The sequence below is a fragment of the Tenacibaculum sp. M341 genome (assembly GCF_004337695.1).
GTDB lineage: Bacteria > Bacteroidota > Bacteroidia > Flavobacteriales > Flavobacteriaceae > Polaribacter.
In genome coordinates, this window is sequence record NZ_SJXJ01000021.1 from 1 (window position 1) to 12,498 (window position 12,498).

Consider the following 12,498-nt stretch of genomic DNA (forward strand, 5'->3'; position numbering starts at 1 on the left):
CTATTTCTAATTCTATCATATCTTTGCTTAGTACTTGGTACATAGGGTTGTGTTTTTATGTTTCGCAACACAAATATCTACAACCCTTAATTTTTTCTCAAAAAAAGTCAAGATGACTTCATAGTCCTAAAACAACACTAAAAACAATTAATAAAATTTGTTTTAAATTTTCGGTAATAGATTTTTTCATGCTTCTATTTTTCTTGTTAACAATAGAAAGCTAAACTATTAATTAGATTTAAAACTTTGTTATTTTATTGAGTAAATATTAAAATATGAAGTTTATAAGCTTTTAATAAAGCTTAATAATTGTTCTTTTTTACTTTTAGCTACAGGTAGTGAAATGTTGTTTTGTAGTACAATTTCATCACTTTTTTTATGATATCTTTTGATGTATTTTAAGTTGATTAAGAACTTTTGATGAATTCTAAAGAATAGGTGAGGAGTTAGTTTTTCTTCAAAAGATTTTAGTGATTTAGAGACTAGTATTTTTTCATTATCGGTTGTGAAAACAGTAGTGTAGCTATTATCAGACATTGCGTAAATGATACTGTCAATAGAGGTTATGTGTATATCGTCAGAATTTGAAAGAATAATTTTTTTATCGCTAGATGTATGATTGTGGTATAGGGTTGCTAGTTTTTCTAGATAATTGATGCTGTTTTGTGATGAAATAACTTTATTAACGGCGCTTACAATTTCTGAGGGAGAAAAAGGTTTTAAAACAAAATCTAAAGCACTAAATTTAAAAGCTTCTACTGCATATTTACTAAAGGAAGTGATGAAGATTATTTTAAAAGTTGGATTTGGAAATGAATTTAAAACTTCAAAACCCTCACCATCATCTAAATTTACATCAAGAAAAATAAAATCAGGATTTTCATTTTGAATCAATTCAATACCTTTTTTAACAGAAGAAGCATGCCCTGTTACTCTAATATTTTTAAAATGGTCATTTACAATAGTTTTTAAAACTATTACCGTGTTATAATCATCCTCAATAATGATACATTTCATTAGATAGTTCCTTTTTTAGGAAATGTAAGCTTTATTTTAGTTTCATTTGGTGTGTTAGAGAAAACTTCATGAGTTATTTCGTAATTGTAGGTTTTCTGTAAGTTGAGAATTCTTTGTTCAATGACTTTAGAACTCGATTTTTTCTCTAATAATTGTTGGTTGCTTTTGCTTTCAAATCCTTTTCCGTTATCAAAAATAATAACTTCTATGCTATTGGGTTTATTGTTGTAGTTTACCGAAACTTTTCCGTTTTCTAGTTGTTTTATTCCATGCTGAATTGCGTTTTCAATATAAGGTTGAATAAACATTGGAGGGATTTTATAGTTTAAAATCTCTTTATCAGCATGAATTGAAAAATCTACATTATTTTTAAAATTTACTTTTTGAAGTTCTAAGTATGCTTTCATATGATCAACATCTTCCTCAATGGTGATAAAATCAATAGAAGAGTTATCAAAAATAGAGCGCATTAACTTACTGTAGTTGCTAATGTAATTTAGGGAATCTTCTTTTTTATTTAAATAAATGAAAGATTGAATACTGTTTAGTGAATGGAATAAGAAATGCGGGTTTAATTGTGTTTGAAATAGTTTGTGCTTCAGTGATGCTTCTTGAAGTGATTGTTTGTTTTTTTGATGTTTAAACCATAAAAAAGTAAAAGCAGTTAATAAAATGACTATTGACGTGATTGCGATAAGTAAACCTTTTTGATTTTGTATTTTACTTTCTTTTAATTTATTTTCTGAATTTAATAATTGTATTTGTTGTTCTTTCTTTTCTGATTCAAATTTCTCTGTAATAGCAGTAACTTTTTCTTTTTGTTGCGCATTGTTTAAAGAGTCTTTGTAACGGTCTTTAAGTTCGGCAAAAGTCATTGCTTTTTTGTAGTTGTCTAATCCTAAATAAGCGTCTTTTAAGTTGTTTAAAACATAACTTTTTAGAAGACCTTTTGCTGTTGGGAGTGCACTATCTAAATACATGATAGCGTTTTGGTGTTGTTTGTTTTTTAAATATGCATGACCTAGGTTATTGTATGCTAAAGCGAAATTGGCATTATGATTTTGTTCTTTTTTTAATGCTATCGATTTTTTACCGTAGGAAACAGCTTTTTTGATGTTAGTTTTATGGGTAGTGTAATAATCGGAAAGATTATTATAAATAACAGCTAAAGTTCTTTTTGAGTTGAATTTTAATGCTAGTTTTTCAGCGATAAAAATATTTTTTTCAAACAGATCAAATTGTTTTTGTTGTTTGTAAATATTGGTTAGGTTGGTTAGTATTTGAAGTCTTAGAGGTGTGTCTGGTTGAATCAGATCTAAAGATTTTTCAAGATATTTTTGAGCGTTTTTAAAATTTTGCAAGCGAGCATTAATAACACCTATGTTAGTGTATGTATTTACCAGTAGTTTTTTGTTGTTTGATTTTTCTGTTGTTTTAGCAGCTTCTACATACAATTCTAAGGCTTTTTCAAATTCTTGTTTTTTATATTGAATGGTACCTAGATTATGGATTGTTTGCCCTTTAATATGGAAAGGAAGCTCTTTCTTTAAATTTAATGAAAGTAGAGAATCTGCTTTTATTAATTGATTGGAAAGTATGTGTAAGCTACTTTTTTGTAACAGAGATTTAGCTAAAAGGGTATCGTTATTGATTTGTGATGCTAATTGAATTGATTTTTCAGAAAAATAGAAGGAACTATCAATAGCTTTTGGCGCTAATTCTTTTGATTTTTTTATATAAGATTCTATCAATTGCAAATTTTCAGTTTGTGCTTTTATTTTTTGAATTAAAAAGCAGAAAAGAAAAATATAAGTATAGCGTATGTTTATAAAATTAAAATAGCTTTTAAGTATTGTCATTCTGATTTATCATGGTTGCTTTGCAAGCTACTAAAATTTATTTTTAGTAAAATAGGGGTAAATAAAAAGAGTTTTCAATAATAATTAAAATTGAAAACTCTTTCTGTTGTTATATTGGTTTGTTTGTTAAACCTGAATAACCCCTAAGTTAAAAGGTTTTTCAATAGGAGCATGATTAGCAGCTTCAATACCCATAGAAATCCATTTTCTGGTGTCTAAAGGATTGATAACAGCATCTGTCCATATTCTAGCGGCTGCATAGTATGGAGAGATTTGCTCATCGTATCTCGATTTTATCTTGTTAAATAACTCTTCTTCTTTCTCTTTAGTGATTTCTTCACCCTTTTTCTTTAAAGCAGCAGTTTCAATCTGAAGTAAAACTTTAGCAGCAGAATTTCCACTCATTACTGCTAATTCGGCACTTGGCCACGCAGCAATTAAACGAGGATCGTATGCTTTTCCACACATAGCATAATTACCAGCTCCGTAAGAGTTACCAATTACAATAGTGAATTTAGGTACTACTGAGTTACTTACAGCATTTACCATTTTAGCACCGTCTTTGATAATTCCACCGTGTTCAGATTTACTACCTACCATAAATCCAGTAACATCTTGTAAAAATACTAATGGGATTTTCTTTTGATTACAGTTAGCAATAAAACGCGTTGCTTTATCAGCAGAGTCATTATAAATTACTCCACCAAATTGCATTTCACCTTTTTTACTTTTTACTAATTTTCTTTGATTGGCAACAATACCAACAGCCCAACCATCAATGCGAGCATATCCTGTAATAATAGTTTGCCCATAACCAGCCTTGTATTCATCAAATTCAGAATTATCAACAACACGTTTGATAATTTCCATCATATCATATTGTTCATTTCTGGCTTTAGGTAAAATTCCAAAAATATCATCTTGATTTTCTTTAGGCTCAACAGATTCTTTTCTGTTAAATCCTGCTTTATCAAAATCACCAATTTTATCAACAATATTTTTAATAGTATTTAAAGCATCTTTATCGTCTTTTGCTTTATAGTCAGTTACACCTGAAATTTCACAGTGAGTAGTAGCACCACCTAAAGTTTCATTATCTATAGATTCACCAATAGCAGCTTTTACCAAGTAGCTACCAGCTAAGAAAATACTTCCTGTTTTATCAACTATTAAAGCTTCATCACTCATAATAGGTAAATAAGCTCCACCAGCAACACAACTTCCCATAACAGCAGCTATTTGAGTAATACCCATGCTACTCATTACAGCATTGTTTCTAAAAATTCTTCCAAAATGTTCTTTGTCAGGAAAAATTTCATCTTGCATTGGTAGGTATACTCCAGCAGAATCAACTAAATAAATAATTGGAAGTCTATTTTCAATAGCGATTTCTTGAGCTCTTAAATTCTTTTTTCCAGTAATAGGAAACCAAGCACCAGCCTTTACCGTAGCGTCATTAGCAACTACAATACATTGTTTGCCTTTTACGTATCCAATTTTTACGACTACACCTCCAGAAGGGCATCCACCGTGCTCTTTATACATTCCTTCACCTGCAAAAGCACCAATCTCAATAGCATTAGCATCATCATCTAATAAGAAATCAATACGCTCTCTAGCAGTCATTTTTCCTTTTGCATGATGTTTTTCAATCCTTTTTTCACCACCACCTAAAGCTACTTTAGTAAGTTTTCGTTTTAAATCGGAAACTAGTAATTTATTATGATCTTCGTTTTTGTTGAAGTTGATATCCATAAAGTTGTCTGTCTGTTTTGTTTTCAAAATGTAAAAATAATAAAAATAGGGCGGATTTATTCAAGATTTCATAAAAGGGAGATGACGTGTTTTTGTTAGGATTTTTCTGTGTTTTGAAATTGTAAGTTTAATTTTTTGATAATCAATGTTTTTGTTGATGTAATGATGAGGGGGAAAAATACATTACTCCTAAAGAGGAGGGTTATTGAATTTTGGTAAGTATCATTTTTTTTGAAAATGAGCCATTGTGTCAAAATCACGTTTTCTATTATTTATAAGATTCAATAATACCTTTTACAGTACTTTCAATTTCTTTGTAGCGTTCTTTTCTTTGCAAACGCCAAGGTTCAGCAGCTCTATCAGAGCAATCCTTTACAGAACAACTTTCACAAGTAACACCAACTAATTGTTTTTCAAAAGTATCTTCCTTTAAAAACTGTAGTTTTCTTTTTAGGTGAGGAGAAAGTAGCATTCCAATACTAATACTTCTGTAAATATCTTTTTTAAACGGATCTTTATTAGCGGCAGAAAGTACTAGGTATTCATTTGGTGAATTTTCATAAGATGAAATTTGAATTCCAGAAGAAGATTTTTCCTGTGATGATTGCTGAAAATCGTGAATTGTTTTTAAAGATACCCAACGACGGCAATAGTGTTCTTGATTTCTATTTGCGTGTGGTGCTTGTTGTTGAGTAATATGTAGCTCTTTGCTTAATCTGTATGAATTAGAACCTTCTTTGTGAGTAAAACGTAAAAAGAATAAGTTTAATGTTGAATAAATTAAGAATTAAAACAGGTATAGTTTGAAAGGTAGTGCTATATTTGGTTTTATAGAAAAACTTGTTAGAAACATATAAATTTAAAAACATTGAATTTAGATAATCAATTAATATTTTTTTTCAGCGCTTTAGGGGCTTTTAATAGTACTATTTTAGGTATTTATTGGTCTCAAAAATAGTTAAAACTATGCACTTTAGTGCATCTCGCTTTAGCTTCTAAAAACTTTCGTTACATTTATAGAATGTCAGTTATTGAAAGAAGCAATAGCCATTCAGTAAGTCGTTTAACCGTTCATATAGTTTGGAGTACGAAGTATCGGTATGATGTTTTGCATGGAGATATCAAAATAAGATGTCGAACGATTTTGAAACAGGTTTGTGAATCTGAAAATGTTCATATTTTGAAAGGAGTAGTTTCAAAGAATCATGTTCATATGCATGTAGAATATCGTCCTTCGTTGTCAGTTAGTGATTTGGTTAAGAGGTTAAAGGGTAGGAGTTCAAGGAGATTACAACAAGAGTTTCCTGAATTAAATAAGCGTTACTGGGGTCGTCATTTCTGGGGTATAGGTTATGGATGTTGGAGTACAGGTAATATTACAGATGAAATGGTAAATGAATATCTAGAGCATCATAGAAAGCCTGATGATGACGGTTCAAATTTCATATTAGAATGACTTTCAGTCGTAACAAAAACTATGGCACTTTCAGTCCATAGTGGTTTATTTCTTGTTTTTTACTAAGCCCAAAAACATCTCAAATTACTTTTTGGGAGGTTTGTTATTTGTTCTTAGCATGATAGCATGGAAATCTCTGGTTAAAAAATTATAGAAAAGTTAAATTGTTATTGAATTTTACAGTATCAATCAGTAAATAATTTAGTTAACGAGTAGTCTATCTCAAAATTTGTTTGAAATTTTATTAGTGGTTTATTTGAGTGAATTTGATGATTGAGTTTAGTTGTTTTAATGATTATTTTATTTACTTTTGATCTGCTGTTGTGAAATTATAACACAGACTTCAAAAAAAAATTGATCAATAAATTATATATAAACATGAAAAGTAGAATTTTAATATTGTTATTTACAATAAGTATAGTTAATAGTAGCTATGGACAGTTTGGTAAGCTTAATAAATTGAAAAAGAAAACTTCAAAAGTTTTAAAAAAGAAAGTAAAAACTTCATCAAAGAGCACAAGTGTTAGTAGTAAATCTTCAAAGAAAGATAATAAGGAAGATGGAAGACCAGATGCAGGAAGCAAAATTTACTCAAAATACTCTAGAGTTAGAAGTTTATTAAGTTTTACAGAAAGTTCTTTAAATCAATATTGGAAAAACAACCCAGAATCATATAATAATGAAGTAATATCAAATTTAGAAGGAGCTAGAAAAGCGTTAGATTTCTTAAAGAAAGAAGGAGAGAGTGAAAAACCGTATTTCATCGATTTTGAATCTAAATACAAAGCATATTCAGATCAAAGAGAAAAACAATGGCAAGCATTTAGTAATAAAGACAAGTATACAAAAGCGTTAAGTGATTTTGAAAGATGGGTGGATTTTGGTAAGAAAGATTATTTTGCAGAGAAACTTACATATAATTATTATCCAGCTACCTGCAAAGGTTACCAAGCTTTAAAAGAAGAAATGCAAAAAGAAACTCCTGATGATTATAATTCGGAGGAAGTTCAGAAGAAAATGACCGAGCTAGACTATTTTTTTGATAAAGAAGTATATAACGTTATTCCAAGTATCGAAAAAAGATTAACAAAGTTAAGTACAGATATTCATAAGAAGAATTCTAAAGGAGAAGCGTACTATGAAGTAGGAGGTACGACACAATATTTAAAAGATTACAATGAATTAATAGCGTCTATTGAATATCAAAAAGAAACATTCTTATCGAATCACGATAAAATAAATTCTCTGTTAGAAAAAGCAGAACAAGAGAGAGATTTGATTAGTAGTTTTATTAAAGGGGGTGGAATAGAACGAAAAGATGCAGAACGAAAAGCAGGAGAAAGGGAAAAAGTTAGAGTTGGTAAAAGAGGAATGAGTAATGCTAATTACGAAAGTATGGCAAAAAAAGGAACAAAACATGAAGGAGAGGTTTTAAGAGTTGTTATAACATCTTCTTCTTGGAAAGTTAAAAAGAATGATTATGATTTACCGTTGCATAAGTATTTAGGAGTTGATACAGTAGTTAAAAAAGATGGAAAATGTTATTTGGCATACGGGCAAATACAAAAGGATTACGAAGGAGCTGGTGTATATGGCGGTCCTTATTATAAGTATTGGAGTCTACAAGAAGAAATGAATTGTAGTAATACAAATAAATAAAAAGAAGTAGTTTTTTTGTTATCAAAAGGCAGTAAATTTCATAATTTACTGCCTTTTTTATGGTGTTAGAAATAGTTTAAATTGTAATTTTGGAGTATTTTAATCTCGGTTTAAGTAGTTTTAATTGACTTGGATTTATACATTTAGTCAAGATACTGAGTCTACTTTGTGCTAAATACTAAGTACTGAAAAAACTATTTATACAAATTTATAATTTCCTTTACAGTGCTTTCAATTTCTTTACAGCGTTCTTTTCTTTGCATACGTCAAGGTTCAGCAACTCTATCAGAGCAATCTTTTACAGAACAACTTTCACAAGTAACACCAACTAATTGTTTTTCAAAAGTATCTTCATTTAAAAACTGTAGTTTTCTTTTTAAGTGAAGAGAAAGTAGCATTCCAATACTAATACTTCTGTAAATATCTTTTTTAAACGGATCTTTATTAGTGGCAGAAAGTACTAGGTATTCATTTGGTGAATTTTCATAAGATGAAATTTGAATGCCAGAAGAAGACTTTTCCTGTGATGATTGCTGAAAATCGTGAATTGTTTTTAAAGATACCCAACGGCGACAATAGTGTTCTTGATTTCTATTTGCGTGTGGTGCTTGTTGTTGAGTAATATGTAGTTCTTTGCTTAATCTGTATGAGTTAGAACCTTCTTTGTGAGTAAAACGTAAAAAGAATAAGTTTAATGTTGAATAAATTAAGATTTAAAACAGGTTTAGTTTGAATGGTAGTACTATATTTGGTTGTTTTGAAAAACTTGTTAGAAACAGATAAATTTAAAAACATTGAATTTAGATAATCAATTAATATTTTTTTTCAGCGCTTTAGGTGCTTTTAATAGTACTGTTTTAAGTATTTATTTTTTACTTTTTGCTAAATCCAAAAGTGTATCAAATTATTTTTTGGGAGGTTTATTAGCAGTTCTTAGTATTCGTGTATGGAAATCTCTTTTTTTCTATTTTAATCCACAATTGTCAAAAATTTATTTACAAATAGGTTTATCAGCTTGTTTTTTTATAGGACCTTTTCTGTATTTCTATATTAGTTCTAAAAGTTTAGGTTTAAAAAGGGTAAGAAATAATTTTTACATTCAATTTTTAATATTATTAGTTTTAACCATAATTACAGGTGTTTTATATCCCTATGAAAACTATGTTGATTTATGGTGTGATTATTTTTACAGAATTATTAATTATCAATGGTTGATTTATATTTTGTTATCTGCTTTTTTGTTAAAAAATGTATTTCTTAAAATTATTAGATTTAAAGAAAAGTTAAATTATTCAGAAACTTGGAAAGTAAGTGTGTTTTTTGGGGTTTTTGTTATTTGGTTAGCATATTTTACAGCAAACTATACCTCATACATTACTGGAGGTTTCTCGTTCTCGTTTGTTTTCTATTTATCGGGTTTACTTATTTTTTATAAAAGAAATAAAGAGTATGTAGTTTCAGTTAAAAAAGAAAAATATGCTAATGTTACTATAGAAGAAGAAAAAGTAACTCAATATTTGAAAGAAATAGAAAATGTTTTGGAAACAGAAAAACTGTTTAAAAACCCGAATTTAACATTGGTTACATTGGCTCAAAAAATTAATATTCGACAACAATTACTATCGCAATTACTAAACAATAATTTAAACAAAAGCTTTTCTCAATTTATTAATGAATATAGAATAGAAGAAGCAAAAAAACTTTTAAAAACTCATCCTCACTTAAAAGTAGAAGTGATAGCAGAAGAATGTGGGTATAATTCAAAGAGTACTTTTTATACAGCTTTTAAAAAAATAACAAACACAACGCCAGTTAAATATGTTAAAGGGGAATAGGGTCTTAAAATTCCTGATGTGTAATTTAGGACTTTTAAAGTATAAAATAAGACTCTAAATAGCAATTTGCATAAGTATTATTGTTCAAAAATTAATTTAACAAAATACTTATGAAACATTTTCTTTTATTACTCGTATTTCTAATTTTTGGAACCTCTACAGAAGCACAAACAGAGGAAGCTAAAATACGTACTACTGTAGTAAATTATATTAACGGTACTTCTTATAATAAACCAGAGCTTATTCAAAAAGCATTTTATAATGATGCAAATCTTTATTTAGATCATAAAGAAAAAGAATTATGGATTGTAAAAGCTAAAGAATATGCTAGTTGGTATAATAATAATAAATATGGTGAGTTTTCGGGAAGAATAGGTAATGTGGTTGCCATAGACCGAGTCAATAAAATAGCTACAGCCAAAGCAGAAATAATTTTTCCAGAAAAGAATTTAAGGTATGTAGATTTATTTCTTTTAAAAAAAATAAAGAACGATTGGAAGATTATTAGTAAAACAGCTAGTATAGATGATAGTGAATTTTCAAGTAAAGCAAATGGCGATAAAATTTTGTTTATAGTTTCAAATGCATCGTTTTACGGAACTTCAGAGATTGCAACAGGAAATAGTTTTTCTGAATTAGTGAATGCTTATGATACTTTTAAAAAAGCAGGTTTTACAGTAGATTTTGTAAGTCCAAAAGGAGGAGGTGTTCCTATTTCATACATAAACACATCTAATGCTATGGTTAAGAAGTATGTGTACGATACAGATTTTATGTATGGACTAAAAAACACCAAAACACCTAGTGAAATAGTTTCTAAAAATTACAAAGCAGTTCATTACATAGGAGGAGGGGCAGCAATGTTTGGGGTACCAGAAAATAAAGAAATTCAAAAAATTGCAATGACTATCTATGAAGATTACGATGGAATAATTTCTTCGGTATGTCATGGAACAGCAGGTATTGTAAATTTAAAAACTAAAGATGGGAGTTATCTTTTTAAAGGAAAAGTGGTAAGTGGATATCCTGATTCATTTGAGAAAAAAGAAGCGGAGTATTTTAAACATTTTCCATTTTTAATTCAAAAAACCTTAGAGGATAGAGGTGCGATTTTTAAGTTTTCGCCAAGAAACAATTCTCATGTAGAGGTACAAGGAAATTTAATAACGGGGCAGAATTACCTTTCGTCAAAAGATGTTGCGTTAAAAATTATAGAAAAGTTAAGTGATAATAGTAAAATTGAATAATTATAGTTTTTTTATCAAAAATTAAATTAATAGTTGGTTTAAGGGAAGTTGCTATGAGAAAGTTAGATTTGTAGCCAGCGTGATTAGATATAATATACTTCATTTTTTTAATGAGTCATTATATCAAAATCACGTTTTCTATTATTTATAAGACTCAATAATACCTTTTACAGTGCTTTCAATTTCTTTATAGCGTTCTTTTCTTTGCAAACGCCAAGGTTCAGCAACTCTATCAGAGCAATCTTTTACAGAGCAACTTTCACAAGTAACGCCAACTAATTGTTTTTCAAAAGTATCTTCTTTTAAAAACTGTAGTTTTCTTTTTAAGTGAGGAGAAAGTAGCATTCCAATACTAATACTTCTGTAAATATCTTTTTTAAACGGATCTTTATTAGCGGCGGAAAGTACTAGGTATTCATTTGGTGAATTTTCATAAGATGAAATTTGAATGCCAGAAGAAGACTTTTCCTGTGATGATTGCTGAAAATCGTGAATTGTTTTTAAAGATACCCAACGGCGGCAATAGTGTTCTTGATTTCTATTTGCGTGCGGTGCTTGTTGTTGAGTAATATGCAGTTCTTTGCTTAATCTGTATGAATTAGAACCTTCTTTGTGAGTAAAACGTAAAAAGAATAAATTTTTAATATTAAATACCTTAGGTAAGATATTTGTCAAACGTTGGTAAAAAGTTTCATCAGAACAGTTGTAGCTTTTTACAATCTTATGTAATCGTAAAGGTTGAAAATCCGTTTGTGAAAAGAGGTCTTTTAATTGATCTACCAAGCTTTTTTTAGGAATGATAAGAGCTCCTGCAAAATAAGAAGCTATAAAATTATTTAATACCTGGTCAAAGCTTTCAAACTTAATCCATGGAAACGTATAAAGTCTGTCTTTTATCTTTAAAAAATTATAAGCGATTTCTTTTGCGTATATGAAAGTTTTCTGAGCTTCAGTAATTTCATTACTTAATAGTAATGTTTTCTTTTTAGGTATGTAAACATTTCTTAAGTCAGTTAAGTTTTTATGTTTAGCAAGCTCTTTAGTGTCTATTATGTAATTGAATTCTTCAACCAATACTTCTTCTAAATCTGTAGAGGTAATTCTTTTAGATAAATCTATCTGATATGATTTAGCAAATTTTTCTACACTCTCTTCAATGTCGTCAAAATAATTATTATGAGCTTCTTGATAAGAACGTAATGAAGCTAAGAAAAAGCTTTCTCTAGTTAAATTATAGTTTTGAGATATCTTAATAATAGTACTGATAAATGCGTTTACTTTAGCAGGTGCATTAGCAACAATATCTATTAAGTTGTTTTCTTTAATACCAAATAAATCAAGAGGAATTTCTTTTAATATTTTAGATTGAAGAATTTCACCAATAGGAGCTAGGTTTTTATCTAATTTTAATGAAACTAAATGATCATAAGGAACTTCCAAACTTTCTGCTAGTATGGCAACTTTATCTGTTTTTGGATATTTTTTTCCTTTTTCAATTTCGTTTAAATACGATTTTGATAGTCCGGTAAGTTTAGCCAAGCCAAATAACGATAGGTTTTTGTCTGTTCTAATCTGTTTTAATTTTAACCCAAAAATTAGGCGAATATACTCGTCTTCTATAATCATAATATCAAATTTATGAATATTAGCGAACATAAAAAAATAAAGAA

Annotated in this window: 10 protein-coding genes; 4 read left to right on the forward strand and 6 right to left on the reverse strand. The window is 28.8% G+C overall.

Features of this window, described 5'->3' with window-relative positions; genetic code table 11:
* Positions 1-282: 282 nt before the first annotated feature.
* From EYW44_RS18095 to EYW44_RS18110, 4 genes are all read right to left on the reverse strand, one after another.
* The gene (locus tag EYW44_RS18095; protein ID WP_132725964.1) at positions 283-1,017 is read right to left on the reverse strand and encodes a LytR/AlgR family response regulator transcription factor; all 735 of its coding nucleotides are present in this window, start codon (positions 1,015-1,017) and stop codon (positions 283-285) included.
* A complete protein-coding gene (locus EYW44_RS18100) occupies positions 1,017-2,876 on the reverse strand; it encodes a tetratricopeptide repeat-containing sensor histidine kinase (protein WP_132725967.1) in 1,860 nt (619 codons plus the stop codon). The genes EYW44_RS18095 and EYW44_RS18100 overlap by 1 nt, the downstream gene beginning before the upstream one ends.
* Before the next feature lie 126 nt (positions 2,877-3,002).
* Entirely contained in the window at positions 3,003-4,631 is a 1,629-nt protein-coding gene (locus EYW44_RS18105) for an acyl-CoA carboxylase subunit beta (protein ID WP_132726127.1), read from the reverse strand.
* A gap of 268 nt (positions 4,632-4,899) precedes the next feature.
* Positions 4,900-5,103: a hypothetical protein gene (locus EYW44_RS18110; RefSeq protein ID WP_132725969.1), complete on the reverse strand. Its 204-nt coding sequence runs from the start codon at positions 5,101-5,103 to the stop codon at positions 4,900-4,902.
* 549 nt (positions 5,104-5,652) lie between these two features.
* Here EYW44_RS18110 and tnpA point away from each other — a divergent pair.
* Together tnpA and EYW44_RS18120 are read left to right on the forward strand one after the other, a co-directional pair.
* Positions 5,653-6,087 carry an IS200/IS605 family transposase gene (gene tnpA / locus EYW44_RS18115; RefSeq protein WP_132726129.1) on the forward strand — a complete coding sequence of 145 codons (435 nt, stop codon included), beginning with the start codon at positions 5,653-5,655 and terminating at the stop codon, positions 6,085-6,087.
* Between the two features lie 378 nt (positions 6,088-6,465).
* Complete coding sequence (locus tag EYW44_RS18120) at positions 6,466-7,746, forward strand: hypothetical protein (RefSeq protein ID WP_132725972.1); 1,281 nt, start codon at positions 6,466-6,468, stop codon at positions 7,744-7,746.
* Positions 7,747-8,012: 266 nt separating this feature from the next.
* On the opposite strand, the gene EYW44_RS22720 is transcribed toward EYW44_RS18120, so the two are convergent.
* Positions 8,013-8,144 carry a hypothetical protein gene (locus tag EYW44_RS22720; protein WP_256369382.1) on the reverse strand — a complete coding sequence of 44 codons (132 nt, stop codon included), beginning with the start codon at positions 8,142-8,144 and terminating at the stop codon, positions 8,013-8,015.
* A gap of 396 nt (positions 8,145-8,540) precedes the next feature.
* On the opposite strand from EYW44_RS22720, the gene EYW44_RS18125 reads away from it, so the two are divergent.
* Both EYW44_RS18125 and EYW44_RS18130 read left to right on the forward strand, forming a co-directional pair.
* Entirely contained in the window at positions 8,541-9,581 is a 1,041-nt protein-coding gene (locus tag EYW44_RS18125) for a helix-turn-helix domain-containing protein (RefSeq protein ID WP_165872269.1), read from the forward strand.
* Between the two features lie 110 nt (positions 9,582-9,691).
* On the forward strand, positions 9,692-10,828 hold the full coding sequence (locus EYW44_RS18130; RefSeq protein WP_132725977.1) for a nuclear transport factor 2 family protein: 1,137 nt from the start codon (positions 9,692-9,694) through the stop codon (positions 10,826-10,828).
* A gap of 141 nt (positions 10,829-10,969) precedes the next feature.
* Here the strand turns inward: EYW44_RS18130 and EYW44_RS18135 are convergent, their stop codons facing one another.
* Entirely contained in the window at positions 10,970-12,454 is a 1,485-nt protein-coding gene (locus EYW44_RS18135) for a helix-turn-helix domain-containing protein (protein WP_132725980.1), read from the reverse strand.
* Positions 12,455-12,498 lie beyond the last annotated feature (44 nt).